Here is a 25,712-nt window from a genome sequence, read left to right as displayed (position 1 = left end):
CTAAGTTCCTTTCGTAGCGTGGTTAGTGGTTTGTCGGCTCGCATGATAAGTTCGCCCCTTCTCGTCGGCATAGCCGCCGGCGTCATCCTGCTGCTGGCGAACGACTGCCGATGGACATCGAATTGCTCCAGGGGCCGCAGATAGCCCCCCACATCGAAGACCTGGCGCGCCTGCGCATCACGGTCTTCCGCGATTTCCCCTACCTCTACGACGGCAGCCTCGACTACGAGGCCGAGTACCTCGACACCTATGTGCGCAGCGCGGGCAGCCTGTGCGTGCTGGTGCGCGACGAGGGACGGGTGGTGGGGGCGTCCACGGGGCTGCCGCTGGTCGACGAGAGCGAAGCCTTTCAGCGCCCCTTCATCGCCGGCGGCTGGGACCCGGCACGGCTGTTCTACTGCGCCGAGTCAGTGCTGTTGCCGGCCTGGCGCGGGCGCGGCCTGGGCGTGCGTTTCTTCGCCGAGCGCGAGGCCCATGCGCGGCGCCTGGGGCATATCGACTGGTGTACCTTCTGCGCGGTGCAGCGAGCGGTCGACCACCCGCGGCGTCCCGAGGGCTATCAGCCGCTGGACGAATTCTGGAAGCGCCGTGGCTATCGCCACCACCCCGAACTGCATACCGAATACCACTGGTGCGACCTGGACGAGACCGAGGAATCGGCCAAGCCCATGTCGTTCTGGCTCAAGGAGCTTGTTGCATGATCAAGGTTGCCGCCTGTCAGTACCACATCGACCTGTTGCCGAGCTGGGAGGCCTATGCCGACCACCTCACCGCACTCTGCGAGGAGGCGGCCGGGCAGGGCGCCGACCTGCTGCTGCTGCCCGAGTACGCCGGGCTGGTGCTGACCGGCCTGTTGCCCGAGGCCGAGCGCGGCGACCTGCATGGCTCCATCGCCGGCATCCAGCCGTTGCTGCCGCGCTGGCTGGCGCTGTGCGAGCAGCTGGCGCGACGCCTGAACGTCCATCTGATGCCGGGCTCGGTGGCGGTGCTGGACGATGATGGCGTCTATCGCAACCGGGCCTGGCTGTTCGGCCCGCAGGGCAACCTGGGCTCTCAGGACAAGCTGATCATGACCCGCTTCGAGGTCGAGCACTGGCACATCGCTGCCGGCAATGGCCTCAAGGTGTTCGACACGGCACTCGGCAAGCTGGGCATCCTGATCTGCTACGACAACGAATTCCCGCTGCTGGCGCATACCCTGGCCGAGGCCGGCGTGGACCTGATCCTGGCGCCGAGCTGCACCGATACGGTCGCCGGCTTCCACCGCGTGCGCATCGGCGCCCAGGCCCGCGCCTTGGAGAACCAGATCGCCGTGCTGCATTCACCCACCGTCGGCCTGGCGCCCTGGTCGCCGTCGCTGGACGAAGGCTACGGCCGCGCCTCGCTGTACGTGCCTTCGGACTACGGCATGCCGGCCAGCGGCATCGTGGCCGAGAGCGATGAGCTGTGCCCTGAGCGCAGCCACTGGCTGATCTGCGAGCTGGACCTGGACGAGGTGCGCCGCGTGCGCGAGCAGGGGCAGGTGTTCACGCGTCGCGACTGGCCGCGGCAGCTGGACGACGGTCGGCTGGTGCTGCGTTGACCGTCATCGAGCAGGCCCCGGCGGACTCGCCCCAGGCCGCGTACGAGCGGGCGCTGGCCAGCGGCTTCGTCGCCGATGCCGCGCAACAGCGTGCGGTCCTCGCGCTGCAGCATTGCCACGTCGCCCTGCAGCGTGGCGAGCAGCCAGCGGGCGTCTACCTCTGGGGCCCGGTCGGACGCGGCAAGACCTGGCTGATGGACAGCTTCTACAGCAGCTTGCGGGTGCCGGCGCGGCGCCAGCATTTCCATCATTTCATGCAGTGGGTGCACCGCCGCCAGTTCCAGCTCACCGGCAATGCCGACCCGTTGCGCCTGCTGGCCGAGGAGCTGGGGCGCGAGGTGCGTGTGCTGTGCTTCGACGAGCTGTTCGTCAGCGACATCGGCGACGCCATGCTGCTCGGCCGCCTGCTCAGCCTGGTGGTGGAGCAGGGCGTGGTGCTGGTGACCACCTCCAACCAGCCGCCCGAGCGCCTGTACGAGGGGGGCTACAACCGCGAGCGCTTCCTGCCTGCCATCGCCGCGCTCGAACAGCACATGCAGGTGGTGGCGGTGGATGGCGACGAGGACCATCGCCTGCATCCCGGTGTGGTTGCGCAGCGCTATTGGGTGCGGCAGCCGCAGGCGCTGGCCGAGGCCTTCGTCCGCTTGAGCGCGGGACAGGAGGTGGTGCAAGGGCCGCTGCAGCTGACGCACCGCTGCATCGCGACGCTGGGCCACAGCCCGGCGCTGCTGTGGTGCCGTTTCAGCGAATTGTGCGAGCAGCCGCTGGCCGCCACCGACTTCATCGAACTGTGCCAGGGACACACGGCGATCTTTCTCAGCGAGGTGCCGCGTCTGGGCGGGCCGCCACGTGAGGGGCGCATTGCCCGGGGAACCGAGGACGGCGCCGAGCGCGTCGACGCCGGCGACCGGCAGCTGCCGGCACTGGCGCGCAACGACGATGCGGTACGGCGTTTCATCGCCCTGGTCGACGAGTGCTACGACCGCCGCGTAGCGCTGTACATCGATGCCGAGGTGGCGCTGGATGAGCTGTACACCCAGGGCTACCTCGACTTCGCGTTCCAGCGCACCCGCAGCCGGCTGCATGAAATGCAGCTGCAGCGCTTCGGCAGCTGATCAGCCCGCCAGGTACTGCTCGGTCGACAGCACCTGGGCATAGGCGAAGGCCAGCGCGGCCATGTAGGCGGCATGCACCTCGGCGGCGCCGATCGATTGCCCCTCGAATGTCTGCTCGCGTGTCGCGCAGGCGTCGTGCACCACGCAGGTGGCGTAGCCGAAGTCGCTGCTGGCGCGCGCCGCGGCATCGATGCACATATGGCTCATGGCGCCCACCAGGGTGACCTGTTCGATCGCGGCCTGGTCGAGCAGGGCCTTGAGCTCGGTGTCGAGGAAGGCATTCACGCGGTGCTTGAGCACCACGGCTTCGCCGGTCAGCGGCTGCACACTGGCGTGGATGCGCGCGCCGTCCGAGGTCGGGGTGAAGAAGGGCGCGTCGGCGCTCTGGAATTCGTGGCGGACGTGGATCACCAGGTCGCCGGCCTGGCGCGCCGCCTCGAGGATGCGCGCCGCGTTGCCCGCAGCCGCGTCCATGCCGTGCAGCGTCCACTTGCCGCCGTTGAAGTAGTCGTTCTGGATGTCGATCAGAATCAGGGCACGCTTGCTCATGTTGCTCTCCATGGGATGATGTGCAGCGAACATTAGCCGTCACGGCGCTGGCCCGGGATGGGCGTGGCCGACAATTTGCGGGGAGAAACTGACAATGAGCGGGCGCTGCCTGGAAATCGGGTTGTTGCTGTATCCCGGCGTGCAACTGGCGGCGGTGTACGGGCTGGGCGACCTGTTCGCGGTGGCCAACCGCATGGCGGCCAGCCCGGAGCGCGAGGGGCTGGGCCGCTTGCGGGTCAGTCACTGGCAGGCGGATGACGATGGCCAGGTCCGGCGGGTGTTCGACAGCCAGCCACAGGCCGACGGCGCGCCGCAGGTGGTGGTGCTGCCACCCTGCCTGGATGCCGCCGCCGGCTATGTGCTGCACAGCGTCTACCGCGACTGGCTGGCGCGCCTGCACGGCTCGGGCGTGACCCTGGCGTCGGTCTGCGCCGGCGCCTTTCCCCTGGCCGCCGCCGGCCTGCTCGACGGCCGCACGGTGACCACCCACTGGGCGCTGGCGGGAGAGTTGGCGCAGCGATACCCCAAGGTGCGGGTGCTGCCCGAGCGCATGGTGGTCGACGATGGCGACCTGGTCACCGCCGGCGGGTTGATGGCCTGGACCGACCTGGGACTGGCGCTGGTGACGCGCCTGCTGGGGCCGACCATCGCTGCGGAAACCGCGCGCTATCTGGTGGTGGACCTGAACCGTGAATCGCAGCGCCAGTTCAGCAGCTTCGTGCCCAGTTTCGATCATGGCGACGCGGCGGTGTTGAACGTCCAGCACTGGCTGCAGGGGCAGGCCATGGCCGATGCCAGCCTGAGCGGCATGGCCGAGCGCGCGGGCCTGGGCGAGCGCACGTTCCTGCGGCGCTTCCGTGCCGCCACGGGCCTGAAACCCACCGAGTATTGCCAGCAGGTGCGCGTGACCAGGGCGCGCGAGTTGCTGGAGTTCACCCGCCAGAGCATCGACCAGGTGGCCTGGCAGGTGGGCTATCGCGATGCGGGGGCGTTTCGCAAGGTGTTCACCCGCCTGGTGGGCGTGGCGCCGGGCGACTACCGGCGCCGTTTCGGCAGCGCGGCGCGCTAGAGCGAATCCTCGGCCGCCTTGCCGGCGGGGTTGGCGCGCGTCGGCATGGCGAGAATCTCCGGCAGCACCTCGCGGGCGAAGACCTCGTGCAGGCGGCGCAGGCGTTCCGCCGGTCGTTCAGCGGCCTTTGCCAGATCGGCTCGGCCGTCGTCTAATGCTGGCTGTTCTCTGCCCTCGATGAGGAGTGCCCGATGATCCTTGGCAAGTCGCTCGCCCAGTGGTGCGCGGAATACCCGCTGCTCGACGAGTTGATCGCGCTGCACGAAACCAGCTGGTTCAATCCGGGCGTGGCGCCTGTCGCGCAGGCACTGGCCGACGTCGGCCTGAGCGCCGCCGATGTGGCCGACGCCAGCGCACGGCTGCAGCGCTTCGCCCCTTATCTGGCGCGGGTGTTTCCGCAGACGGCAGGCAGTGGTGGCATCATCGAGTCGGACATTCTCGCCCTACCGCGCATGCAGGCGTGGCTGAGCGAGCAGGGCGGCGGCGACGTCGGCGCGCTGTGGCTCAAGCGTGACAGTCATTTGCCGATCTCCGGCTCGATCAAGGCCCGTGGCGGCATCTACGAGGTGCTCAAGCACGCCGAGGAACTGGCTCTGGGCGCCGGGCTGCTTGGTCTCGATGACGATTACGCCTGTCTCGACAGTGACGAGCTGCGCGCCTTTTTCGGCGGTTACCAGGTGGCGGTCGGCTCCACCGGCAATCTCGGCCTGTCGATCGGCATCATCAGCGCGCGGCTGGGCTTCCAGGCCACGGTGCACATGTCCGCCGATGCCCGGCAATGGAAGAAGGACAAGCTGCGTGCCCATGGCGTGAGCGTGGTCGAGTACGCCAGCGACTATAGCGTCGCCGTGGAGCAGGGGCGGCGCCAGGCCGAGGGCGACCCGCGTTGTCACTTCGTCGACGACGAGAACTCCAGGCACCTGTTCCTCGGCTACGCCGTGGCCGGTGAGCGCCTCAAGCAGCAGCTGGCGGCCGCCAGCGTCGTGGTCGATGCCGAGCATCCCTTGTTCGTCTACCTGCCGTGCGGCGTCGGTGGAGGGCCGGGCGGCGTGGCCTTCGGCCTGAAGCTGGCGTTTGGCGATGCGGTGCACTGCCTGTTCGCCGAGCCGACGCATTCTCCGTGCATGCTGCTGGGCGTCTACAGCGGCCGGCATGACGAACTGGCGGTGCAGGATTTCGCTATCGACAACCGCACGGCGGCCGATGGCCTGGCGGTTGGCAGGCCGTCCGGTTTCGTCGGACGTGCGATGCAGCGCCTGATCGACGGCTATTACACGGTCAGCGACGATCAGCTGTTCCGCTACCTGGCGCTGCTGGAGGAGACCGAGGGGCAGCGCCTGGAACCTTCCGCCCTGGCTGGCATGCCGGGGCCGCTGCGCGTGCTGGATGAACGGCAGGGCTATCGCCAGCGCATGGGCCTCACGCCGCAGCGCATGGCCCGGGCGACTCACCTGGTCTGGGCCACCGGCGGCAGCATGGTGCCGGTGGCGGAGATGGACAGTTACCTGGCGCGCGGCCGGCAACTGCTGGAACGCGAACGCCACGCCTGAAAACGCAGAAGCCCGGCACGGGGCCGGGCTTCTCCTTGCAGCTTGCAGCGTATCGCTTGCGGCTGCCTTACTTCACTTCCACCGCCAGGCTTTCAGCGATCTTCTTGTTCCAGATCGCCGGGCCGGTGATGTGCACCGACTCGCCGTTGGTGTCGACGGCGACGGTGACCGGCATGTCCTTGACCTCGAACTCGTAGATGGCTTCCATCCCCAGCTCGGGGAAGGCCAGCACCTTGGACTTCTTGATCGCCTGGGCCACGAGGTAAGCGGCACCACCGACAGCCATCAGGTACACGGCCTTGTTGTCCTTGATCGCGTCGATGGCGATCGGACCACGCTCGGACTTGCCGATCATGCCCAGCAGGCCGGTCTGCTCGAGGATCTGACGGGTGAACTTGTCCATGCGCGTAGCGGTCGTCGGACCTGCCGGGCCCACCACTTCGTCACCGACCGGATCGACCGGGCCGACGTAGTAGATGAAGCGACCTTTCAGGTCCACTGGCAGCGTTTCGCCCTTGTTCAGCATGTCGACCATGCGCTTGTGCGCGGCGTCGCGGCCGGTGAGCATCTTGCCGTTGAGCAGGATGGTCTCGCCCGGCTTCCAGCTCTGCACGTCTTCCGGGGTAATCTCGTCGAGGTTGACGCGGCGTGCGCTCGGGCCGGCTTCCCAGACGATTTCCGGGTAGGCGTCCAGATCCGGCGCTTCCAGTTCGGCAGGGCCGGAACCGTCGAGCACGAAGTGGGCGTGACGGGTGGCGGCGCAGTTGGGGATCATGCACACCGGCAGGCTGGCGGCGTGGGTCGGGTAGTCCATGATCTTGACGTCGAGCACGGTGGTCAGGCCGCCCAGGCCCTGGGCGCCGATGCCCAGCTGGTTGACCTTCTCGAACAGCTCCAGGCGCAGCTCTTCGATGCGGTTCTGCGGACCGCGGGCCTGCAGTTCATGGATGTCGATGTGCTCCATCAGCACTTCCTTGGCCATGACCGCGGCTTTCTCGGCGGTACCGCCGATACCGATACCGAGCATGCCCGGTGGGCACCAGCCGGCGCCCATGGTCGGCACGGTCTTCAGGACCCAGTCGACGATGGAGTCGGACGGGTTGAGCATGGCCATCTTCGACTTGTTCTCGGAGCCGCCGCCCTTGGCCGCGACGTCCACTTCCACCTTGTCACCGGGGACCAGCGAGTAGTGGATGACCGCCGGGGTGTTGTCCTTGGTGTTCTTCCTGCTACCTGCCGGGTCGGCCAGGATCGAGGCGCGCAGGACGTTTTCCGGCAGGTTGTAGGCGCGACGCACGCCTTCGTTGATCATGTCGTCGACGCTCATGGTGGCGCCGTCCCAGCGCACGTCCATGCCGACCTTGACGAACACGGTGACGATACCGGTGTCCTGGCAGATCGGGCGGTGGCCAGTGGCGCACATGCGCGAGTTGATCAGGATCTGCGCCATGGAGTCCTTGGCGGCCGGCGACTCTTCCTTCAGGTAGGCCTCGTGCATGGCCTGGATGAAGTCAACGGGGTGGTAATAGGAGATGAACTGCAGCGCGTCGGCGACGCTCTGGATCAGGTCGTCCTGCTTGATCACGGTCATTGGGGCGCTCCTCTATCAGGGAACATCTATGAGCACGCACCGGATCATGACCCGGCGCGACGGCGAAAAGGGCATCTCAAAAAACACCTCGCCGGCGTGTCCTGCACGGCGGCAGTCCTGCGCGCGCAGCGCGGTGTTTTTTCGAGGTGCCCCGAAAAGGCGCGGCAGTATACCGCGACGGCCGCGACCGGCACAGCCGCCGAAGGTCGATGGCAAAGGCGGCGGGTGCTTGTCAGCGGCCTAGGATTTTTGTGATCACAGGGGTAGAGTAAGGCGATATGCCATTATGGGACGGAGCCCATGAGCCCAAGCACTCCTCGGGGAACGCAGCGCAGCCTGCAGAGCCTGTTGCTCAAACGCTTCGCCATGGCCTTCAGCACGTACGTGATGATGGCGCTCGTCTGTTGGTTTGCCGTGTTCAACGGCCTCTTCATCGGTTCCGTATCGACCGCGGCCTGGCTGACGCTGGGCGTCATGGGCAGCCAGCTGGTGTTTCTCTGGCTGTTTCTGTCCGGGCGCAACCTGCGTTTCGACGACCCCAGCCTGACCGAGGCCCAGGTGCTGGTGGCGCTGGCCTGGCAGCCACCGGTACTGGCCTTCTTCGACACTGCGCGTGGCGTCCTCATGGTCTTCTACGTGCTGATCCTGCTGTTCGGTGTGTTCCAGTTGCCGCCCCGGGTGTTCGTGCGCTGCGCGCTGTTCGCCTTCTTCGGCTTCACCGCGATGGTGCTGATCGAGGCCTACCGCATGCTGCTGGTGGACCCGAGCATGGCCTGGCTGCAGGTCTGGGTGCTGTTCATCCTGCTGGTCTGGCTGTGCCTGTTCTCCAGCTACGTGCAGGCGATGCGCAAGCGGGTGCGTCAGCGTCGTTTTGCCCTGCAGGCGCACCAGGACACCCTGCGCGGGATGATGCGGCAGCTGGAGGACCTGGTGGCCACCGACGAACTCACCGGGCTGTTCAACCGCCGGCATTTCCTGCGCCTGGCCGCACGCGAGCTGGAGAACATGGGGCCCGGACGGCAGCATGGCCTGGCGCTGATCGATCTGGACCATTTCAAGCGAATCAACGATGCTCACGGTCACGCTGCCGGTGACCGGGTCCTGCAGACCTTCGCCGCAGTCGCCCGCGCCTGTCTGCGTGATGGTGATGTCATTGCCCGCTACGGCGGTGAGGAGTTCGTCCTGTTGTTGCCCAATACCGATGCCGATCAGTTCACGGCCTGCTGCGAGCGTCTGCGCGAGGCCTTCGCCAGCGCCGAGCCGGTTGGCGTGGTGGTCGACAACCTGAGCCTTTCCGCCGGCATGACCCTGCTGCTCGCCGGGGACGAACTCGATGAAGCCCTGCAGCGCGCCGACCAGGCGCTCTACCAGGCCAAGCGCGGTGGCCGCAACCGTTGCGATGCCAGCTGGGAGCGTGCGGGTGCCTGAGCTGCGCGTGGGGGATCGGCAGTTGCAGGTCGCTGGCCAGAGCAATCTTCTCGATGCGCTGCTCGGTGGCGGTGTGGCGGTGCCCTACAGCTGCCGCGCGGGCAGTTGCCATGCCTGCATGGTGCGTTGCCTGAGCGGGGAACCGCTGGATCGTCGGCCGGAGGCGCTGGCCGCGGACAAGCGTGCGCAGGGCTGGCGCCTGGCCTGCCAGTGCCAGGTGGTGGGCGATCTCGAGGTGGAGCCCTTCGATCCACAGCGCGATGGCCTGGCAGCCAGGGTCGTTGCGCTCGACTGGCCGAGCCCGCAGGTCCTGCGCCTGCGCCTCGAACCGGTCAGGCCGCTGCGCTATCGCCCCGGCCAGCACCTGGTGCTCTGGACCGAGCAGGGGGTGGCGCGTCCCTATTCGCTGGCCAGCGTGCCCGGCGAGGACGACTGGCTGGAGTTCCACATCGACTGCCGCCTGCCTGGCGCCTTCTGCGACGCAGCCCGTCGGCTGCAGCTCGGCGATGGCCTGAGGCTGGGGGAGCTGCGTGGCGGGGCGCTGCACTACGATGCCGACTGGCAGGCACGGCCACTCTGGCTGCTGGCCGCCGGCACCGGGCTGGCGCCGTTGTACAGTGTGTTGCGAGAGGCGCTTCGCGAGCAGCACCAGGGGGCTATCCGCCTGCTGCACGTGGCGCACGAGGCGGCCGAACACTACCTGGCTGACGAGTTGCAGGCACTGGCGCAACAGCATGCGAATCTGCAGGTCAGCCTGGTGACGGCGGCGCAGTTGCCGGCTGCTTTGGCCGAACTGCGCCTTGTTTCGCGGCAGACCCTCGCCTTACTCTGCGGCCATCCTGAGACGGTCGAAAGCTTCTCTCGGCGCCTCTACATGGCCGGTCTGCCGCGCAGCCAGATGCTTGCCGACGTCTTCCTACCCCGCGCCTGAGGTGCAAGCCGCCGCCTCCGGCCTGCAGCACGCCAGCCAAGGCCCCGGAGCATTGCATGAACGAACATCTGCATATCGAACGTGATGGCGGTCTGTTGACCCTGCGCATGCAGCGCCCGGACAAGAAGAACGCCCTGACCCGCGCCATGTACGCTGGCATGGCCGAGGTGCTGGACGCAGCCGAACGCGACGCCAGCGTGCGCGTGGTGCTGCTGACCGGTGGCGAGACCTGCTTCACCAGTGGCAACGACGTCGCCGATTTCATCCAGGCGCCGCCCGCCGGCCTGAACAGCGAAGTCTTCCAGTTCATGCGTGCCCTGTTCGATTTCAGCAAGCCGGTGGTCGCCGCCGTGGCCGGACCTGCGGTCGGCATCGGTACCACCCTTTTGCTGCATTGCGACCTGGTCTACGTCAGTGGCGATGCGCAGTTGAAAATGCCCTTCGTCAACCTCGGCCTGTGCCCCGAGTATGGCTCCAGCCTGATCCTGCCGCGCCTGCTGGGCCATGCGCGGGCGGCCGAGCTGCTGCTGCTCGGCCAGGGCTTCAGCGGGGAGCAGGCGGCCGCCTGGGGCATTGCCAACCAGGCGCTCGACGGTGGCGCGGCGACCCTGCGTGCGGCGCATGAGGCGGCGCTGCGTTTTCTCGATCTGGCCCCTTCGGCGGTCGCCGACAGCAAGCGCCTGATGCGTGCACCGGGGCGCGAGGAGCTGCGCAAGGTGATCGAGGAGGAGGGCGCCCTGTTCGGCCAGCGCCTGCGTTCGCCCGAGGCCATCGAGGCGCTGTCGGCGTTCATGCAACGCAGAAAGCCGGATTTCTCTCGGTTCGCCTGAGGCACCTGGCCGGAGCGCCGGCCCTCGCTTGCCCCTGGCGTCGACGCGCCGGCTTCCCGAGAATGGTCGACCGCACGGCATGCGCCGTGATCGACCCGCCTTGAGGACGCGTACATGACAGACCTGGTGATCCGCGAAGCAGCCCCGGAGCAGGTGCCGCTCGAACTGCTGTTGCTGGCCGACCCGAACGAAAGCAAGGTGCGCGCCTATCTGCCCGGCTGCCGTTGCTTCATCGCCGTGCAGAACGAGCAGGTACTGGGTGCCTGCGCGGTTACCCGGCCTGTGCACGGGGTGGCGGAGTTGATGAGCATCGCCGTCTGCGCACGCCAGCAGCGCAGTGGTGTCGGCAGTCGATTGCTGCGGGCAGTGATCGATGCCGTGCGCGATTCCGGCGCCCGTGCGCTGGAGGTCGGAACCGGCAGCTTCGGCTATCAGTTGACGTTCTATCAGCGCCAGGGTTTTCGCGTCACGGCCATCGACCGTGATTTCTTCGTGCGGCATTACCCGCAGCCGATCTACGAGGAGGGCATCCAGCTGCGGGACATGCTGCGGCTGACGCTGGAGTTTACCGAGCAGGCATGAAAAAGGCCGCTCGATGAGCGGCCTTTCCGGTTCAGCTGCGGGTCACACCATCTGATCCCCGACGTGGAGGATCTTCATGGTGTTGGTGCCACCGGTGCCATGGTAGCTGTCGCCCTTGGTCAGGATGACCCAGTCGCCCGGTTCCACCACGCCGCGCTTGAGCAGCTCGTCCACCGCGGCCTGGCTGACCTTGTTGGCCGGCAGCGAGGCGGGGTCGAACGGCACGGTGTAGACGCCACGGAACAGCGCCACGCGAGCCTGGGTGTCGCGGTGCGGGGTAAAGGCGAAGATCGGGATGTGCGAGCGGATGCGCGACATGATCAGCGGGCTGTAGCCACTCTCGGTCAGGCTGATGATGGCCTTGACGCCGGGGAAGTGGTTGGCGGTGTACATGGTCGCCAGGGCCACGCTCTCGTCGCAGCGCTCGAAGGTACGGCCCAGGCGGTGGCTGGATTTCTGGCTGGTGGGGTGCTTCTCGGCACCCAGGCAGACTCGGGCCATGGCCTGCACGGCTTCCACCGGGTACTCGCCGGCGGCGCTCTCGGCCGACAGCATCACCGCATCGGTGTAGTCCAGCGCGGCGTTGGCCACGTCGGACACTTCGGCGCGGGTCGGCATCGGGCTGTGGATCATCGACTCCATCATCTGCGTGGCGGTAATCACCGCTTTGTTCAGGCGGCGGGCGTGGGCGATGATCTTCTTCTGGATGCCGACCAGTTCGGCGTCGCCGATTTCCACGGCGAGGTCGCCACGGGCCACCATCACCGCGTCACTGGCGCGGATCAGGCCGTCGAGGGCTTCGTCGTCGGCCACCGCTTCGGCGCGCTCGATCTTGGCCACCAGCCAGGCGCTGCCGCCGGCTTCGCTCAGCAGGCGACGGGCGTATTCCATGTCGGCAGCGTCACGCGGGAAGGACACGGCCAGGTAGTCCAGCTCCATTTCGGCGGCGACCTTGATGTCGGCCTTGTCCTTGTCGGTCAGGGCAGGGGCAGTGAGGCCGCCGCCACGGCGGTTGATGCCCTTGTTGTCGGACAGCGGGCCGCCGATCAGCACGCGGCAGTGCAGTTCGTCGGCACCCTTGAGTTCGACGCGCATGACCACGCGACCGTCATCGAGCAGCAGGTCGTCACCGACGTCGCAGTCCTGGATCAGCGCCGGGTAGTCGATACCGACCACGTCCTGGTTGCCGGCGGTGCGAGAGTGGCTGGAGGACAGGCGGAACAGGTCGCCATCCTTCAGTTCGATACGCTTGTTCTCGAACTTGGCGATGCGGATCTTCGGCCCTTGCAGGTCACCGAGCAGGGCGACGTGACGACCGTGCTTGGCCGCCAGTTCACGGACCAGGGCAGCGCGCGCCTTGTGGTCATCCGGCGTGCCGTGGGAGAAGTTCAGGCGGGCCACGTCGAGGCCGGCGATGATCAGTTGCTCCAGCACTTCCGGCGAGCTGCTGGCCGGGCCCAGGGTGGCGACGATTTTGGTGCGGCGAAAGGTCATGCACGAACTCCCTAGTGAACGATGTCGGGGAGGCTACTACGGCGCCAGGCTGTAGTCATTGTTCCTGTGCACTACCCTTTGCCTGCCGGCTTGATCACCAGCAAGTCGCATTCGACCCGCTCCAGCACCCGTTCCGCCGTGTGACCGATCAGCAGGCTGTCCAGATGCCCACGGGCTATGGCGCCCATCAGCAGCAGACCGATATTGTGCTCGCGCACGAACTGCGGGATGACCTCTTCGGCGAAACCGTCCAGCAGGTGGGCGTGCCCGGGGTCGATGGCGTGCCGGGCGATCAGCGCGTCGAACGCCTGGCGATGCTCGTGATGGCACTGGGTCACGTAGTCTTCATATTCCTGCGCTACTTCGGCGTCGAACATCAGCGAACGCGGCAGCGGGGCCTGGGCATGCAGGTAGTGGGCGTCCAGGCCCAGCCGGGCCTGCAGTGCCTGGCTGGCGGCGATCAGTTGATGGTCGAGGGCGGCGGGCTTGTCGGCGCTGTGCAGCGGGTCGAGCGCGACGCACAGGTTGCTGCCTCGCGGTGCGGCGTCGTGCACCAGCCACAACGGCACCGGGCAGCGGCGGATCAGCTGCCAGCTGGCGTCGCCGAACAGCAGGCGGCGCAGGGCGTTGCCAGGGTGGGCCGAGGTGAAGAGGATGTCCGGTTGCAGCACGGCGACGCGGGCGAGGATCTCCTCATGGCGGCGCTTGCTCCAGCGCACGTCCACCTCGATCTTGAGGCCTTCCCGACTCAGGTGGGCGACGCTGGCCAGCAGATCGGCATGGCGCTGCTGCACGAGGGTGTCGCGGATGCGCTGGAACAGGTGGCTGTCGAGCAGGCCGCCGTCGAGTTTCGGGTGGTAGTCGACCTGCAGCAGGTGCAACTCGGCCCCGGTCTGCCGGGCCAGCTCGGCGGCGCGCAGCAGGGCGGGCTGTTCTGCGTGTTCGGTGTCGATGACGACCAGCAGTCTTTGCAGTTTCATGGCAGCGTCCTCGGCCTGGGTGTCCTGACATTACAGACCCTGGCGCGGCGAACGGCATTGATGTGGGTCAGCGCGCGCCCGGATTCAGGGCCAGGTCGAGGTGGCGGGCGGCCTTGGCGTTCAGCTCGCCTTCGGGGAACTGCACCAGCAGGCGACGCAGGTAGGCGATGGCCTTGCCCCGGTTGGCGGCCGGGTTGTCCGGCGCCATGTGCATCAGGGCCAGTTGGTACAGCGCCTTTTCCTTGATGTCGGCGGGGACGTGCGGGTCCGCCAGGCCCAGCATGTAGAGTTGCTCGGCCTCGTCGACCCGTCCCTTGAGCACGGCGCGGCGCGACAACAGGGTCATGTCCGGATCGAGGCTGGGCTTGTACAGGTCGAGGTTCTGGCTGGGCTGCCAGTGCGCCAGCAGCTCGCGCGATGTCTGGTGGATAGGCGCGTCCTCGCGCTGGCGGATCGTCTCGATACGCTGCTCGGCGCGATTGGCCGCCTGGCTGGCGGGAAATTCGTTGAGCACCCGGTAGAAGTAATTGAGGGCCTTGGCGTCGTCGCGCTGCTCGTTGAAGCGGTTCATGTAGATCAGACCGATCTGGTACAGGGCGATGGCGCGTACCTCGTCACTCAGCTGGCGGTCACGGTAGCCCTCCAGATACAGTGCCTCGGCCTTGTCGCTATGGGCGTCCCGAATGGCCAGGGCGCTGTAGGTCAGCAGGTCGCCTTCGTCCTCGATGGCCGCCGTCATGCGCTTGGTCTTCAGGGCTTTGTACTCGACCACCTCGTTGGTGGTGACCTGGGCGATGAACAGCGGGGTGGTCGGTGCGCAGGCACTCAGCAGGCAGGCGCCGACGGCGAGGGAAATCAGGCGAACGAACAGCATGCAGGCTCCTTGGCCGGAACGGGCCGATGTCGCGCAGTCTAGTCAGGGCGCTGGGCAGCGCCAAGGCGATAGCGGCAAAACCCATCGGAGGTTTGTCGCTGTTCAGTTTTTCCGGCGCCTGTCGATACACTGCACATCGGAGGAATTACCCATGCGAACCCTGATCATCCTGGCCGTGGCGCTGCTGGCCGCCGGCTGCACCCGTGTATCGCTCGACCACCACCTGAACAACGCCTACCGCGCGTACCACGAGGGTGACTGCTCGCGCGTCGAACTCGAACTGTCACAGGCCGAGCGCAAGAGTCGTTCGCGCACCTACCTGCAGCCGGAAATCTCCCTGCTGCGCGGGCAGTGCCTGGAGCGCGAGAGCCTGTTCGTCGACGCGGCGCAGACCTACCAGTTCATCATCGGCCGCTACCCGGCCAGCGAGTATGCCTACCGTGCCCGTGCACGCCTGCAGACGCTTGAGCAGCTTGGCCACTACAATCCGGCCGCGACCGCCAAGGCCAGCCCGGCTGCACTGTGAGCCATCGGTCGCGGGTCATTTCGTCGAGCTGCCGCGCGGTATAAGCTGGCGCATGTACCTCTGGAGGATGGTCATGCGCCGCTTGTTGTTGATCGCTGCTCTGCTACCGGCCCTGGCCACGGCGGAGATCTATCGCTGGACCGATGAGCAGGGCCAGGTGCACTTCGGCCAGCGCCCCGTCGCGGGAGCCGAGAGGGTCGAGGTGAAGCCGCAGGTCGTCGAGCGCGACGCGCAGACGCGCGAGCGTGAGGCGCGCAGCCAGCGCTTCTACGACGCCCGGCGCGACGAGCAGCAGCAGGCTGCCGCCGCAGCGGCCAACCAGCGCCAGGAACGGGCCAGTGAATGCCGTGATTTACAGCGCCGCCTGGCACAGATCCCGGAAGGTTTCTCCTACTACCGCACCGATGCCAACGGCGAGCGCATTTACTACAGTGATGAAGAGACGGATACCGCTCGTCGCAAGCTACGTGATCGCATCGCCGAACGTTGCGGCTAGGACTGGCCTAGTGGCCGGGGGCGGGCCATACTGAAGACCCTTTGTAGCGATTCGCCACCATGCGCAGCCAGCGTCGAATCGAACGCCATCAGTTGCCCTACTACCTGAAGGTGTTCAATCGCATCACCGACAAGCCGATGGGCTCCATCGGCAATGTCTCCCTGGACGGCCTGATGCTGATCAGCCAGTTGCCGCTGCTGGTGGGTGCGCGCTTCGACATGCGCCTGAAGATTCCCGGTCAGCAAGGTGTGCGCTTCATCGACGTCTCTGCCACCTGCCAGTGGTGCCGCGAGGATGTCACGCCGGGCTGCTATGACTCCGGCTTCGCGCTGGTCGCGCCCCCCGCCGAGTATGTCGAGATGATCGAGGCGCTACGCTACTACTTCAGCTTCCATGGTCTGCCGGCATCGGCCTGAACATCACTCGTTTCAGTGCACCGCAGGTGCTCTCTGCAGATTGCGCAGGCGCTGGCTCAGCTGCAGGCGCAGGCCTTCCTCCTCACAGAACAGCAGGGCGCGCTCCAGGTCGTAGCGTTCGCCCTGCGGGCAATCGAGCTGCTGGTAGACGTCCGCACGGGCCAGGTGGTCGGCGAGGTTCGGCGGGCCGAGCTGGAGCACGCGCTCGGCATCCTTCAGCGCGGCCATGGGCTCGTCATGCTGCAGGTGCAGCTGCCGCAGGTTGCGTGACAGGCGCTGCAGCATGGCCGCTGCATCGGCGGTCTGCAGGTGCACGGCGCTGAGTTCCACCCCCGCGCCCTGTTGACGATACAGCTGCTCGCGACAGTCACGGGTGTACAGGCGGCGGCCGCCACAGGGGTCGAGCAGGTGGTCGGCGCCTGGCACGCGCAGCATGAAATGGCCGGGAAAATTCACCCCTTGCAGCGGAATGTCCAGGCGTCGTGCCAGCTCCAGGGCGATCAGCGCCAGCGACAGTGGCTGGCCACGGCGGCGGCGCAGCACCTCGTGGAGCAGGGCATGGCGTGGGCGTGTCACGCTTTCGTCGTCTTCCTGGTAGTCGAGTTCGGCGAGTCGGCGCAGCAGCGGCTGGGCCAGCTCGCGCGCGGGCAGGGCCGGCAGTCCGGCGCTGACCTGCAGCTGCAGTGCGTGCAGGTCGGCGAGCAGGTTCGCCGGCTGCAACTGTTCGTCATGTTCGGCGGCGATCCACAGCGCTGCCTCGAACAGGGCAGGCGGGTCGCGTTGCAGGCACTGCAGACAGGCTTGGCGTGGGCTCATCGCATTCTCCGGTGGCTTCTGCTCTTGTAGCCCCTGGTCGAACGCTCGTCCAGTTGCCCTCACCTATACTGTGGCCTGAAGTCAGACCGGGAGCTCGCCCATGTTCAGCATGATGGAAGCCGCCCGCCTCGAGGCCCTGCATCTGGCTGACGATCCCGTCAGTGGCCTCAAGGCCGTTATCGCCATTCACAGTACCCGACTCGGGCCGGCGCTCGGTGGCTGCCGCTACCTGGCCTATCCCGACGAGCAGAGCGCCATCCGCGACGCCATCCGCCTTGCTCAGGGCATGAGCTACAAGGCGGCGCTGGCCGGCATCGACCACGGTGGCGGCAAGGCGGTGCTCATCCGCCCGGTGCACCTGGACAGCCGGGCCGCGCTGTTCGAAGCCTTCGGGCGCTTCATCGAAACGCTGAACGGACGCTACATCACCGCCGTCGACAGTGGCACTTCCAGCGCCGACATGGATTGCATCGCCCTGCATACCCGGCATGCAACCAGCACTTCCAGTGCGGGCGACCCGTCGCCGCATACGGCACTGGGCGTGTTCGCCGGTATCCGCGCCACTGCCCAGGCACGGCTGGGTGGGGATGACCTGGAAGGGTTGCGCATCGCCGTGCAGGGGCTGGGCAATGTCGGTTTCGCCCTGGCCGAGGCGTTGCATGCGGCGGGGGCCGAGCTGCTGGTCAGCGACCTGGACGCCGGGCGTGTGCAGCTGGCCGTCGAGCAGCTCGGTGCCCAGCCGATCGCCAGCGAAGCCTTGCTGACCACGCCCTGCGACATCCTCGCGCCCTGTGGCCTTGGCGGTGTGCTGAACCGGCAGAGCGTCGCTCACCTGCGCTGCGCCGCGGTCGCCGGGGCGGCCAACAATCAGCTGGCCAGCCCGGAGATCGCCGACGAGCTGGAGGCACGCGGCATCCTCTATGCGCCGGATTACGTGCTCAATGCCGGCGGCCTGATCTACGTAGCGTTACGTCACCGCGGCGAGGGGTTGCCGGCCATCACCGCCCACCTGGCGCGGATCAGCCAGCGTCTGACCGACATCTACGCCCACGCTCAGGCGGAGAAGCGCTCGCCCGCCAGGGTCGCCGACCAGTTGGCCGAGCATCTGCTGTACGAACGCTAGCATTCGCTCGCCTGGCCGCGCTGTGGGGCCAGGCGGAAGACCAGCGTCAGGCCCAGCAGGATCGCGGCCATGCCGACCAGGGCATGTGCCGAGAGCCGGTTGCCCAGCAGCAGATAGTCGAGCACGCCGGTGGTGACCGGCACCAGATAGAACAGGCTGGTGACGTTGACCAGGTTGCCGGCCTGGATCAGGCGGTACAGCAGCAGCTGCGCGCCCACCGAGATCACCAGGCCCATCCACAGCAGTGGCAGCAACAGCCCGACATCGTACTCCACGCGCCAGTCCTGGCTCGGCAACAGCAGCAGGCTGGCCAGCAGGCACAGGCCGTACTGCAGCGGCAGTGCATGCATGGGGCTCTGCCGCAGGTTCTTTTGGGCGATGCTGCCCAGGGTGATGCAGAGCAGGGCGCCGAGTGCGAACAGCATGCCGCTGACCGGCAGTGCGCTGTACAGCAGGTTGTCGCTGACGACGATCGCCAGGCCGCCGAGGGCCGTCAGCAGACCCAGCACGCGCAGCGGGGAGGCGTGCCGTTCCAGCAGCATCAGGGTCAGGATGGGTTGCACGCCCAGCACCGTGGCCAGTACGCCAGGCGTGATGCCCTCGGCCAGGGCCAGCATGTAGCAGATGCTGTAGCCGCCGATCATCAGCAGCCCGGCCCTGGCGGTCGAGCAGCGCAGGCCACGTTGCGGCAACCAGATGCCGGAATGGCTGGCGAGCAACGCCAGGGCCGCGCAGGCCAGGGCGAAGCGCAGGACGAGAAAGGCGAACGGGGACGCATGGTCCAGGCCGAGGCGGGCAAATATGGCGCCGGCAGACCAGAGCAGCACGAACAAGGCTGTCGCGCCGTAGCTGGACAGAAGGGTCGAAGGGAAACGCATGATGGAACACCTGTCGATAAATCCGCGTGAGCTCCGTGCGCACGGGCGCAGCTCGGCAAGGCCGATAGGACGGAGCGGGAAGGTGCGGGGTGAGCCCGCTTAGACGGCTGCCGGCGGAGGGGGAGTGCCGGCGTGACAGGCAGGTGGCGGCGCACAGCCATCGGCAGCGGCGCGGTAGGCGGCGCTGGCGAGATCGTTCGGGCGATGCGCGAGCAGGGTCATGGAAATGGGGCGACTCGGTTGTTGAGGTCCAGAGGCTAGCCTGAGCGATCAGCGTGGTCAACCCGCATCGAATTCGCCCTGGTAGCACACTGCCGAACTCGGCGTGTCGCGTCGCAGCAGCTCCTCCTCGAGGAACTCCGCCAGGACGCGTGCGTTGTTGTGCACCTCATCGCGTGCGGCGTAGAGCAGCGTCAGCGTGCCACCTGCCGCCCAGTGCAGCAGGCGCTGCCAATGCTCGGGGTGGCAGGCCAGCTCGTGGCGGTAGGCTGCGCGAAAGTCGGCGAAGGCATGGGCGCGATGGCCAAAGTCTTTGCGCAGGGCGGTCGATGGTGCGACATCGGGCAGCCAGGCGTCGCACGCCAGGGCATCCTTCGCCAGCCCTCTCGGCCACAGGCGGTCGACCAGCACGCGCTGCCCGTCGCAGGCTTCGGCTTCCAGGTACACCCGTTTGCAGCGGATCATCAACCGGCTCCTTGCCTGCGGCAACGCTGCACTTGGCGTCGTGCGCGTGCTCGTTTAGCGTGGGGGAGGAGGAATCACCATGGACTATTTCATCATCGTCGTCACTACTGCGGCCGGCCTGTACTTTCACTGGTGGCTGTTTCGCCGCATTCGTCAGTGGAGTGACCGCGACCTAGCACTTTCCTTCGCCGAGGGAGACGAGCCCAAGCGTCAGTACATGCTGGAGCAACTGGCCCGTGCCCGGCACGAGGGCATCAGCCGCCGTGAACTGCCCGACTGGCTGGAGCAGGCTGCGACGCAGTATCGGCCAGGCAGTGCATGACCCCGAGGCCTCGACCGTCGAGCACGGCGAGGCCTGCCACGCTGGTCATTCGCTGGCGGCTTCGGCCTCGAGTTCGTCGAGCGCATCCGGCTGGTTCTTGAAGGCCTTGGCGAACACGTCGCGGTTCTTGGCCATGAAAATGCCGATTTCCTCGCCTTGCTCCTCGTTCAGCGACGGCACTGCCTTGTGCAGCACCTCGGTCAGGCGCTCGGCCAGTTCGAGCATCTTGTCGTAACGATCGGCTTCGGCCTTATCCATGAACAAGCGCTCCGGGTCGCGACTGCTGCGGTACACCACTTCGACGGCCATTCATCACCTCATCTGCCTTCATGCGTGTCTATCGGTAACTGTTTATTTGTACAGTGCTCGAAGCATAAAGAACTCGCTGCCGTTTTGCCAGCAGCGAGTGCCAGGAATTCAGCGATCGCTGCGGATCGGGCTGAATTCGGCGGGTACCCAGGCATAGCCCTGAGCGTCCTTGCGTACGTGGCCGAGGCCGGGGAAGGGCAGGTGCGCGCCGGCCACCCAGAGCTTGTCCCTGGCTGCTTCGGCGAGGAGGCGCTGGCGGGACTCCAGGGCCTTGGCGCTGTCGACGTCGAACTCGATGACCACCTCCGGCCTGGCGAACTGCACGGCATGGTTGTGCACGATGTCGCCCCATACCAGCAGGCTCTGCCCGCCCGACTGGAACAGGTAGGACGTGTGTCCGGGGGTATGGCCGGGGCTGGCCACCAGGCTGACGCCGGGCAGCAGCTCTCCCTGCGCCTCGTAGGGCTTGAGCTTGTTCATCCTGGCGTAGGGCGCAACGGCCTGCTGCGCCAGCTTGAACATGCCCTGCATGCCTTCGGGGGCCTTGGCCATGGTCGCCTCGTCGAGCCAGAAGTCGGCTTCCGCCTGCGGCACTTCCACGATCGCGTTGGGGTAGGCCGGGCTGCCGTCGGCGTTGACCAGGCCGCAGGCATGGTCCGGATGCAGGTGGGTGAGCAGCACGGTATCGACCTGTTCCGGCTGGTAGCCGGACGCCTTGAGGTTGTTCTGCACCACGCCCAGCGTCGGACCGAAGCACTGGGCGGCGCCGGTGTCGACCAGCACCAGGTTGTCACCGGTATTGATCAGGTAGGCGTTGACCGCGGTCTGCACGCCGTTTTCGGATGCGACGAACATGCGCGCCAGCAACGACTGCAGGTCCTTGTCATCGATGCCCTTGAGCAGGCTGGCCGGCAGGTCGGTGTAGCCGTCGTACAGGGCGGTGACCTCGAAGTCCCCGAGCGCCATGCGGTAGTAGCCCGGCACCTGGGTTTTCTGTGGTGCCGGTGCGGCTGCCTGCAACTGCAGGCTGACCAGGGCGATCATGGCGGATGACAAGGCGGTGCTCAGCGAGAAAAGGCGCATGGGAAGATCCTTCGTTGAGTGGGGTGCCGCAGTGTGCGATGCCGGGGGCCGTCTTGGCGAGCCTGTCCTGTGCTTTCCGCGTCGAGGCCTCTGCGCCGGCCGGGCCTTGCGTCACATCGCCGCATCATCCTCGCGTGGGGCTTTTTCCTGCATGATGGTGGCCTGTGAATGCCCGCGGTGGGTGTTCGGGACGTCGTGCCGGTTTTGCTGGGGAGTTGAAGGATGAATTGGGCTGAGCGCTTGCGCGAACACATGCACGGTCTGGCGGAGTCGCTGGGCAACCTGCTGATGGAGGCGTTCCATTATCTGGCGCTGTTCGCCATCGGGGCGATCACTGCCTGGGCCGGGGTGATGGCCTTCATCGGCATGCTGGAGAAGGGTCACATCACGGTCGATGACATCCTGCTGCTGTTCATCTACCTGGAGCTGGCGGCCATGGTGGGGATCTACTTCAAGACCAACCACATGCCGATCCGCTTCATGATCTACGTGGCGATCACCGCGCTGACGCGCCTGATGATCTCCGACATTTCCCACACCCACAAACCAAGCTGGGGCGTGGTGATGGTGTCCGGGGCGATCCTCCTGCTGGCACTGGCGATTCTCGTGGTGCGCTATGCCTCGTCGCGCTTCCCTGCGGCTGCTGGCCCGGTGCCGCGTGGCAAGGTGCGCAACCGCGAGGATGCCGAAGCGGAGCGCGACGATGCCGCCGACTGAGGCGCATCCGCTATTGCAGCGGGGCGAACAGGGCGGCCAGGTCCGCCTCGTCCAGCTGCCACTGTCCTTGGCCACCGCTGCCTAGCACGCCCTCGGCCAGGCTGGCCTTGGCTTGCTGCAGGTGCTGGATCTTCTCCTCGACGCTGCCACGGGCGATCAGCTTGTAGACGAACACCGGCTTGTCCTGGCCGATGCGGTAGGCGCGGTCGCTGGCCTGGGCTTCGGCGGCAGGGTTCCACCAGGGATCGAAATGGATCACGGTGTCCGCTGCGGTGAGGTTCAGGCCGCTGCCGCCGGCCTTGAGGCTGATCAGGAACACCGGGAACTCGCCGGCCTGGAAGCGTTGCACCGGTGTGCGTCGGTCCTGGGTGCTGCCGGTCAGCTTGGCGTAGGCGATCTTGCGTGCCTGCAGCTCCTGCTCGATCAGCGCCAGCATCGAGGTGAACTGCGAGAACAGCAGCACACGGCGGCCTTCTTCGACCAGCTCCACAAGCATTTCCAGCAGGGCGCTGAGCTTGCCCGAGTCGGCGGCGCTCAGGTCGCTCGCGTCGTCGCCGAGCAGGCGCAGGTCGCAGCAGCTCTGGCGCAGGCGCAACAGGGCTTCGAGGATGACGATGTGGCTGCGTGCCAGGCCCTGGCGGGCAATCTCGTCGCGTACCTTCTGGTCCATGGCCAGGCGCAGGGTTTCGTAGCGGTCGCGCTGTAGCTGGGTCATCTCGACCCACTGAATGATCTCGGTCTTCGGCGGCAGCTCGCTGGCCACCTGCTCCTTGGTGCGGCGCAGGAGGAAGGGGCGGATGCGCCCGCCCAGGTGCGCCAGGCGCTGGGCATCGCCACGTTTCTCGATGGGCGTGCGGTAGTCGCGGGTGAAGGCCTTGGCGTCGCCCAGCCAGCCGGGCATGAGGAAGTGGAACAGCGACCACAGCTCGCCCAGGTGATTCTCCAGCGGCGTGCCGGTCAGGCACAGGCGCAGGTCGGCCTGTACCTGCGCAGCGGCAGTGGCGGCCTTGCTGCGCGGGTTCTTGATGTTCTGCGCCTCGTCGAGAATCAGCAGGCGATAAGACTGCTGGTTCAGCGCCTTGAGGTCGCGCGGCAGCAGGGCGTAGGTGGTGAGGATCAGGTCGTGCGCGGCGATCTCCTCGAACAGCGCCTTGCGCTTGTTGCCGTGCAGGGCGAGCACGCGCAACTGCGGGGTGAAGCGGGCCGCCTCGTCCTGCCAGTTGGGGATCAGGCTGGTGGGCATGACGATCAGCGCGGGCTTGTCGAGGCGTCCGGCCTGCTTTTCGCAGAGCACATGGGCCAGTGTCTGCAGGGTCTTGCCCAGGCCCATGTCATCGGCCAGCACACCGCCTACGCGCAGTTCGGCGAGGGTCTGCATCCAGTTCAGTCCCTCTAGCTGATAGGCGCGCAGTTCGGCCTGCAGGCCTGCTGGCGCGGCCACTTCTCTGACCTGCAGTCGTTGCAGGCGCTGGGCGAAACCGCGTAGCTCGTCACCGCCCTGCCAGTTCAGCGCCGGACCCTGCGCCAGCTCCGCCAGGCGTGCGGCATCGGCACGGCCCAGGCGCAACGGCAGGTGGTCCTCGCCCGGATCGCGGAAATACAGCTCACCCAGCGTCGCCAGCAGCGGTTTGAGGCGGGCGAAGGGCAGGGCGATGCGCTTGCCGCCCTGGGGCAGGTTGACCAGCAGGCGATCCTCGTCGGCACGCTGGGCCAGCGCTTCGGGCGTCAGCAGCCAGGGCGTGCGGCGAATCGCCTGCAGGAGGATCGGCAGCAGGCTCAGGCGCTGACCTTCCACCTCGATGCCGAGCTCCAGGTCGAACCAGTTCTGCTGCGGGTCTTCCTCGACTTCGGCGTACCAGTCCTCGACTTCCGCCAGGTTGTACTGGAAGTCCGGGCGCATGTGGATCTGCCAGCCTTCGGCGCGCAGTTGCGGCAACTGGTTCTGCACGAAGCCGAGCCAGTCGCGCTCGCCCTCCAGCTCGAACGGCTCGCCGGCATCGGCTGGCAGGGCGTCGCTCTGCCGCAGGGCGACCTGCAGGCCAAGCTGTTCCAGACGCTTGCGCAGCCGCGCCTCGGCGTTCGCATCGCGGATGACGCGCAGGTTCAGGTCGGCCTGGAGGCGCTTGACCAGGTCCTTGGCCGGTTTGCCGAAAGTCAGATGCCCGGCGTAGTCGAAGGCCAGTGCGGCGCGGTGCTGGGTCTGTTCCAGCATGCGCCCCTTGCGTGCATCGAAGTGCACGCGCACATGGCTGCCCAGGGTCAGCACCGGGACGGGGCTGATGCCCTCCAGGCGCTGTTCGGCGACTTCCTTGCTCGGCACGATCAGCTCGGACAGGTCTGCGCCGCTCTTCTGCACGGCTTCCAGGGTGAGTAGGGCTGCGACCACATGCTTGCAGTTGAAGCCGACCGGGCAGCTGCAGTGCCCGGTCACGCTCCACTTGCGCCCGTAGGGGTGCAGGGTGATGCGCTGCTGGTAGGTCTGGCCGGAGCCCCGGCAGTTCGCCAGGAGGCTGTGATCCTTGAGGCTGAGCAGCTTGCTGCGCTTTTCCTCGGCGTAGGCGATGCCCCGGCGCAGGTCGCCGGCGCCGAACTCGGAACGCCAGTCTTCCTGGCGCAGATGATGGATGTCGAGGGGCATCAGAACAGCCCCACAGTGGCGAAGGTTTGACGCATGAGCCAGCCGCGTGAATGCAAAGGGACCGATTTTCGCACAGGCGCGGGTGCTTGCGCAGGCACCCATGGTCGGTTCGCGCGTTACTTCCTGGCCTTGACGCAGCCGTGGCGCTGCTCCTTCGACGGCGGATAGCCGAAGAACGAGGCATAGCACTTGCTGAAGTGGCTGGGTGAGACGAAGCCGCAGGCGAGACCGACATCCACGATCGGCAGCTCGGAGTGCTGCAGCAGGCGGCGGCTCTCGGTGATGCGCAGTTCCATGTAGTAGCGCAGGGGCGTGGTGCCGAGCTGCTCCTGGAACAGCCGTTCGATCTGGCGCGGCGAGCGGCCGGCGTACTGGGCGAGCTGGGCCACCGTCAGCGGCTCCTCGATGTTGCTCGCCATCAGGTTGATCACTTCACGCAGGGGCTCGCTCATCTTCTCGTGCAGCGCCGGCCGCGCGCGGCGGTAGCGGGATTCCTCGAACGCGAGGATATCCACCACGGCGTCGGCCAGGTGACGGCCGTACAGCTGGTTGATCCACTCCAGCACCATGTTGAAGGCGCCGGTCGGGCTGGCGGCGGTGAGCCGGTCACGGTCGACGATGTAGCTTTCGCTGGTGACCTGGCTGTCCTTGGCGATTTCCGCCAGGGCGGCGCGGTGTTCCGGGTGAATGGTGCAGCGGTAGCCGTCGAGCTGGCCGGCGCGGGCCAGGAACCAGGCGCCGTTCCACAGCCCGGACAGGGCGATGCCCTTGTGTTGCGCCTGTTTCAGCAGTTGCCCCAGTTCCGGCATGTCGCGCAGCGCGGTGCGCAGGCCGCCGCATACCACCAGCAGGTCCAGCTCCGCCAGGCATTCACCGCTGGCACGTGCATCGGGGCAGATGACCAGGCCCAGATCGCTGGTCACCGAACCGCCGTCGAGGCTGAAGGTCCGCGTGGCGAAGGCCTGGCTCTGGATCAGGTTGGCGGTGATCAGGGTATCGAGCGCCTGGGTGAAGGCGGGCAGGGAGAAGTGCTCGAGCAGGATGAAGCCGACGCAGGAGGTCTGGATCGTTTCGCGCTTGTCGCCCACGAAACGCACGTTCTGGCCCTGCATCGCCTCGCTGAACTGTC

27 protein-coding genes and 1 pseudogene are annotated in these 25,712 nt (G+C 67.0%); 15 read left to right on the top strand and 13 right to left on the bottom strand.

The genetic code is table 11. The annotated features are described in order from the left end of the window. Nucleotides 1-110: 110 nt before the first annotated feature. The 3 genes from EWH21_RS14145 to zapE are packed head-to-tail and all read left to right on the top strand — an operon-like array spanning nt 111 to nt 2,697. Entirely contained in the window at nt 111-701 is a 591-nt protein-coding gene (locus EWH21_RS14145; RefSeq protein ID WP_277698624.1) for a GNAT family N-acetyltransferase, read from the top strand. Beyond that, a complete protein-coding gene (locus EWH21_RS14140) occupies nt 698-1,582 on the top strand; it encodes a carbon-nitrogen hydrolase family protein (protein WP_150609955.1) in 885 nt (294 codons plus the stop codon). The genes EWH21_RS14145 and EWH21_RS14140 overlap by 4 nt, the downstream gene beginning before the upstream one ends. After that, nucleotides 1,579-2,697: a cell division protein ZapE gene (gene zapE / locus EWH21_RS14135; RefSeq protein WP_277698623.1), complete on the top strand. Its 1,119-nt coding sequence runs from the start codon at nt 1,579-1,581 to the stop codon at nt 2,695-2,697. Before EWH21_RS14140 ends, zapE begins: the two co-directional genes overlap by 4 nt. Here the strand turns inward: zapE and EWH21_RS14130 are convergent, their stop codons facing one another. Then, nucleotides 2,698-3,246: a cysteine hydrolase family protein gene (locus EWH21_RS14130; protein WP_277698622.1), complete on the bottom strand. Its 549-nt coding sequence runs from the start codon at nt 3,244-3,246 to the stop codon at nt 2,698-2,700. A gap of 94 nt (nt 3,247-3,340) precedes the next feature. On the opposite strand from EWH21_RS14130, the gene EWH21_RS14125 reads away from it, so the two are divergent. Then, on the top strand, nt 3,341-4,315 hold the full coding sequence (locus EWH21_RS14125; RefSeq protein WP_134676764.1) for a helix-turn-helix domain-containing protein: 975 nt from the start codon (nt 3,341-3,343) through the stop codon (nt 4,313-4,315). On the opposite strand, the pseudogene EWH21_RS14120 reads toward EWH21_RS14125, so the two are convergent. Further along, nucleotides 4,312-4,416 (bottom strand): annotated as a pseudogene (locus EWH21_RS14120) (DUF1028 domain-containing protein); the annotation flags it as partial. The gene EWH21_RS14125 and the pseudogene EWH21_RS14120 sit on opposite strands and share 4 nt — an antisense overlap. A gap of 90 nt (nt 4,417-4,506) precedes the next feature. On the opposite strand from EWH21_RS14120, the gene dsdA reads away from it, so the two are divergent. Further along, nucleotides 4,507-5,865, top strand: a complete 1,359-nt coding sequence (gene dsdA / locus EWH21_RS14115; protein ID WP_179554297.1) for a D-serine ammonia-lyase — start codon at nt 4,507-4,509, stop codon at nt 5,863-5,865. A gap of 67 nt (nt 5,866-5,932) precedes the next feature. Here the strand turns inward: dsdA and EWH21_RS14110 are convergent, their stop codons facing one another. Then, nucleotides 5,933-7,456, bottom strand: coding sequence for a fumarate hydratase (locus EWH21_RS14110; protein ID WP_037048077.1), 1,524 nt, complete (start codon nt 7,454-7,456; stop codon nt 5,933-5,935). 300 nt (nt 7,457-7,756) lie between these two features. Here EWH21_RS14110 and EWH21_RS14105 point away from each other — a divergent pair, with 300 nt between their 5' ends. From EWH21_RS14105 to EWH21_RS14090, 4 genes are all read left to right on the top strand, one after another. Further along, nucleotides 7,757-8,884, top strand: a complete 1,128-nt coding sequence (locus tag EWH21_RS14105; RefSeq protein ID WP_037048075.1) for a GGDEF domain-containing protein — start codon at nt 7,757-7,759, stop codon at nt 8,882-8,884. Next, nucleotides 8,877-9,815, top strand: a complete 939-nt coding sequence (locus EWH21_RS14100) for an iron-sulfur-binding ferredoxin reductase (protein WP_277698621.1) — start codon at nt 8,877-8,879, stop codon at nt 9,813-9,815. The genes EWH21_RS14105 and EWH21_RS14100 overlap by 8 nt, the downstream gene beginning before the upstream one ends. 56 nt (nt 9,816-9,871) lie before the next feature. Further along, complete coding sequence (locus EWH21_RS14095) at nt 9,872-10,645, top strand: enoyl-CoA hydratase (protein WP_277698620.1); 774 nt, start codon at nt 9,872-9,874, stop codon at nt 10,643-10,645. Between the two features lie 114 nt (nt 10,646-10,759). After that, the gene (locus EWH21_RS14090; protein WP_277698619.1) at nt 10,760-11,227 is read left to right on the top strand and encodes a GNAT family N-acetyltransferase; all 468 of its coding nucleotides are present in this window, start codon (nt 10,760-10,762) and stop codon (nt 11,225-11,227) included. A 42-nt stretch (nt 11,228-11,269) separates the two neighbouring features. On the opposite strand, the gene pyk is transcribed toward EWH21_RS14090, so the two are convergent. The 3 genes from pyk to EWH21_RS14075 all read right to left on the bottom strand — a co-directional run bounded on the left by pyk (nt 11,270) and on the right by EWH21_RS14075 (nt 14,575). Beyond that, the gene (gene pyk, locus EWH21_RS14085; RefSeq protein WP_047592946.1) at nt 11,270-12,721 is read right to left on the bottom strand and encodes a pyruvate kinase; all 1,452 of its coding nucleotides are present in this window, start codon (nt 12,719-12,721) and stop codon (nt 11,270-11,272) included. 71 nt (nt 12,722-12,792) lie between these two features. Further along, nucleotides 12,793-13,701: a universal stress protein gene (locus EWH21_RS14080; protein WP_277698618.1), complete on the bottom strand. Its 909-nt coding sequence runs from the start codon at nt 13,699-13,701 to the stop codon at nt 12,793-12,795. A 67-nt stretch (nt 13,702-13,768) separates the two neighbouring features. After that, nucleotides 13,769-14,575, bottom strand: a complete 807-nt coding sequence (locus tag EWH21_RS14075; RefSeq protein WP_277698617.1) for a tetratricopeptide repeat protein — start codon at nt 14,573-14,575, stop codon at nt 13,769-13,771. 151 nt (nt 14,576-14,726) lie between these two features. Between EWH21_RS14075 and EWH21_RS14070 the strand changes: the two genes are divergently transcribed. The 3 genes from EWH21_RS14070 (at nt 14,727) to EWH21_RS14060 (ending at nt 16,013) form a co-directional block, all read left to right on the top strand. Beyond that, the gene (locus EWH21_RS14070) at nt 14,727-15,101 is read left to right on the top strand and encodes a tetratricopeptide repeat protein (RefSeq protein WP_277698616.1); all 375 of its coding nucleotides are present in this window, start codon (nt 14,727-14,729) and stop codon (nt 15,099-15,101) included. Between the two features lie 73 nt (nt 15,102-15,174). Continuing rightward, complete coding sequence (locus EWH21_RS14065) at nt 15,175-15,597, top strand: DUF4124 domain-containing protein (protein ID WP_152488865.1); 423 nt, start codon at nt 15,175-15,177, stop codon at nt 15,595-15,597. Nucleotides 15,598-15,656: 59 nt separating this feature from the next. Continuing rightward, entirely contained in the window at nt 15,657-16,013 is a 357-nt protein-coding gene (locus EWH21_RS14060) for a PilZ domain-containing protein (protein WP_037048051.1), read from the top strand. Nucleotides 16,014-16,025: 12 nt separating this feature from the next. On the opposite strand, the gene EWH21_RS14055 is transcribed toward EWH21_RS14060, so the two are convergent. Then, entirely contained in the window at nt 16,026-16,829 is an 804-nt protein-coding gene (locus tag EWH21_RS14055; protein WP_150609938.1) for a transglutaminase family protein, read from the bottom strand. Nucleotides 16,830-16,929: 100 nt separating this feature from the next. Between EWH21_RS14055 and EWH21_RS14050 the strand changes: the two genes are divergently transcribed. Then, the gene (locus EWH21_RS14050; protein ID WP_277698615.1) at nt 16,930-17,952 is read left to right on the top strand and encodes a Glu/Leu/Phe/Val dehydrogenase dimerization domain-containing protein; all 1,023 of its coding nucleotides are present in this window, start codon (nt 16,930-16,932) and stop codon (nt 17,950-17,952) included. Here the strand turns inward: EWH21_RS14050 and EWH21_RS14045 are convergent. Together EWH21_RS14045 and EWH21_RS14040 are read right to left on the bottom strand one after the other, a co-directional pair. Further along, nucleotides 17,949-18,830 (bottom strand): DMT family transporter, encoded by an 882-nt coding sequence (locus EWH21_RS14045; RefSeq protein ID WP_277698614.1) that lies wholly within the window; start codon nt 18,828-18,830, stop codon nt 17,949-17,951. The two genes, EWH21_RS14050 and EWH21_RS14045, sit on opposite strands and share 4 nt — an antisense overlap. Nucleotides 18,831-19,109: 279 nt before the next feature. Further along, nucleotides 19,110-19,514, bottom strand: coding sequence for a DUF488 family protein (locus tag EWH21_RS14040; RefSeq protein WP_277698613.1), 405 nt, complete (start codon nt 19,512-19,514; stop codon nt 19,110-19,112). A 79-nt stretch (nt 19,515-19,593) separates the two neighbouring features. On the opposite strand from EWH21_RS14040, the gene EWH21_RS14035 reads away from it, so the two are divergent. Continuing rightward, nucleotides 19,594-19,836: a hypothetical protein gene (locus EWH21_RS14035; protein ID WP_277698612.1), complete on the top strand. Its 243-nt coding sequence runs from the start codon at nt 19,594-19,596 to the stop codon at nt 19,834-19,836. A 45-nt stretch (nt 19,837-19,881) separates the two neighbouring features. Here EWH21_RS14035 and EWH21_RS14030 read toward each other — a convergent pair whose 3' ends face one another. Together EWH21_RS14030 and EWH21_RS14025 are read right to left on the bottom strand one after the other, a co-directional pair. Then, entirely contained in the window at nt 19,882-20,145 is a 264-nt protein-coding gene (locus EWH21_RS14030) for a YebG family protein (RefSeq protein WP_037048038.1), read from the bottom strand. A 108-nt stretch (nt 20,146-20,253) separates the two neighbouring features. Then, entirely contained in the window at nt 20,254-21,228 is a 975-nt protein-coding gene (locus EWH21_RS14025) for an MBL fold metallo-hydrolase (protein WP_277698611.1), read from the bottom strand. 222 nt (nt 21,229-21,450) lie between these two features. Between EWH21_RS14025 and EWH21_RS14020 the strand changes: the two genes are divergently transcribed. Further along, nucleotides 21,451-21,945, top strand: coding sequence for a phosphate-starvation-inducible PsiE family protein (locus EWH21_RS14020; protein WP_037048030.1), 495 nt, complete (start codon nt 21,451-21,453; stop codon nt 21,943-21,945). Between the two features lie 10 nt (nt 21,946-21,955). On the opposite strand, the gene EWH21_RS14015 is transcribed toward EWH21_RS14020, so the two are convergent. Together EWH21_RS14015 and EWH21_RS14010 are read right to left on the bottom strand one after the other, a co-directional pair. Next, nucleotides 21,956-24,583 (bottom strand): DEAD/DEAH box helicase, encoded by a 2,628-nt coding sequence (locus EWH21_RS14015; protein WP_277698610.1) that lies wholly within the window; start codon nt 24,581-24,583, stop codon nt 21,956-21,958. Between the two features lie 116 nt (nt 24,584-24,699). Beyond that, nucleotides 24,700-25,695: a GlxA family transcriptional regulator gene (locus EWH21_RS14010; protein WP_277700620.1), complete on the bottom strand. Its 996-nt coding sequence runs from the start codon at nt 25,693-25,695 to the stop codon at nt 24,700-24,702. Nucleotides 25,696-25,712: the final 17 nt, after the last annotated feature.

It is taken from the genome of Pseudomonas sp. REST10 (assembly GCF_029542605.1).
GTDB classification, from domain to species: domain Bacteria; phylum Pseudomonadota; class Gammaproteobacteria; order Pseudomonadales; family Pseudomonadaceae; genus Aquipseudomonas; species Aquipseudomonas khazarica.
The sequence above is the reverse complement of the archived record's forward strand: the minus strand, read 5'-3'. Positions and strand labels throughout refer to the sequence as shown.

Excerpts from the sequence above, each read along its gene's own strand:
- EWH21_RS14145 (WP_277698624.1), top strand. The coding sequence starts at position 111 with ATGGACATCGAATTGCTCCAGGGGCCGCAGATAGCCCCCCACATCGAA.
- EWH21_RS14050 (WP_277698615.1), top strand. The coding sequence starts at position 16,930 with ATGTTCAGCATGATGGAAGCCGCCCGCCTCGAGGCCCTGCATCTGGCT.
- EWH21_RS14110 (WP_037048077.1), bottom strand. The coding sequence starts at position 7,456 with ATGACCGTGATCAAGCAGGACGACCTGATCCAGAGCGTCGCCGACGCG.
- EWH21_RS14065 (WP_152488865.1), top strand. The coding sequence starts at position 15,175 with ATGCGCCGCTTGTTGTTGATCGCTGCTCTGCTACCGGCCCTGGCCACG.
- EWH21_RS14045 (WP_277698614.1), bottom strand. The coding sequence starts at position 18,830 with ATGCGTTTCCCTTCGACCCTTCTGTCCAGCTACGGCGCGACAGCCTTG.
- EWH21_RS14075 (WP_277698617.1), bottom strand. The coding sequence starts at position 14,575 with ATGCTGTTCGTTCGCCTGATTTCCCTCGCCGTCGGCGCCTGCCTGCTG.
- EWH21_RS14020 (WP_037048030.1), top strand. The coding sequence starts at position 21,451 with ATGAATTGGGCTGAGCGCTTGCGCGAACACATGCACGGTCTGGCGGAG.
- EWH21_RS14055 (WP_150609938.1), bottom strand. The coding sequence starts at position 16,829 with ATGAGCCCACGCCAAGCCTGTCTGCAGTGCCTGCAACGCGACCCGCCT.
- EWH21_RS14035 (WP_277698612.1), top strand. The coding sequence starts at position 19,594 with ATGGACTATTTCATCATCGTCGTCACTACTGCGGCCGGCCTGTACTTT.
- EWH21_RS14070 (WP_277698616.1), top strand. The coding sequence starts at position 14,727 with ATGCGAACCCTGATCATCCTGGCCGTGGCGCTGCTGGCCGCCGGCTGC.
- EWH21_RS14040 (WP_277698613.1), bottom strand. The coding sequence starts at position 19,514 with ATGATCCGCTGCAAACGGGTGTACCTGGAAGCCGAAGCCTGCGACGGG.
- EWH21_RS14140 (WP_150609955.1), top strand. The coding sequence starts at position 698 with ATGATCAAGGTTGCCGCCTGTCAGTACCACATCGACCTGTTGCCGAGC.
- EWH21_RS14105 (WP_037048075.1), top strand. The coding sequence starts at position 7,757 with ATGAGCCCAAGCACTCCTCGGGGAACGCAGCGCAGCCTGCAGAGCCTG.
- EWH21_RS14130 (WP_277698622.1), bottom strand. The coding sequence starts at position 3,246 with ATGAGCAAGCGTGCCCTGATTCTGATCGACATCCAGAACGACTACTTC.
- pyk (WP_047592946.1), bottom strand. The coding sequence starts at position 12,721 with ATGACCTTTCGCCGCACCAAAATCGTCGCCACCCTGGGCCCGGCCAGC.
- EWH21_RS14090 (WP_277698619.1), top strand. The coding sequence starts at position 10,760 with ATGACAGACCTGGTGATCCGCGAAGCAGCCCCGGAGCAGGTGCCGCTC.
- EWH21_RS14030 (WP_037048038.1), bottom strand. The coding sequence starts at position 20,145 with ATGGCCGTCGAAGTGGTGTACCGCAGCAGTCGCGACCCGGAGCGCTTG.
- EWH21_RS14015 (WP_277698610.1), bottom strand. The coding sequence starts at position 24,583 with ATGCCCCTCGACATCCATCATCTGCGCCAGGAAGACTGGCGTTCCGAG.
- dsdA (WP_179554297.1), top strand. The coding sequence starts at position 4,507 with ATGATCCTTGGCAAGTCGCTCGCCCAGTGGTGCGCGGAATACCCGCTG.
- EWH21_RS14080 (WP_277698618.1), bottom strand. The coding sequence starts at position 13,701 with ATGAAACTGCAAAGACTGCTGGTCGTCATCGACACCGAACACGCAGAA.
- EWH21_RS14095 (WP_277698620.1), top strand. The coding sequence starts at position 9,872 with ATGAACGAACATCTGCATATCGAACGTGATGGCGGTCTGTTGACCCTG.
- EWH21_RS14060 (WP_037048051.1), top strand. The coding sequence starts at position 15,657 with ATGCGCAGCCAGCGTCGAATCGAACGCCATCAGTTGCCCTACTACCTG.
- EWH21_RS14010 (WP_277700620.1), bottom strand. The coding sequence starts at position 25,695 with ATGCAGGGCCAGAACGTGCGTTTCGTGGGCGACAAGCGCGAAACGATC.
- EWH21_RS14025 (WP_277698611.1), bottom strand. The coding sequence starts at position 21,228 with ATGCGCCTTTTCTCGCTGAGCACCGCCTTGTCATCCGCCATGATCGCC.
- EWH21_RS14125 (WP_134676764.1), top strand. The coding sequence starts at position 3,341 with ATGAGCGGGCGCTGCCTGGAAATCGGGTTGTTGCTGTATCCCGGCGTG.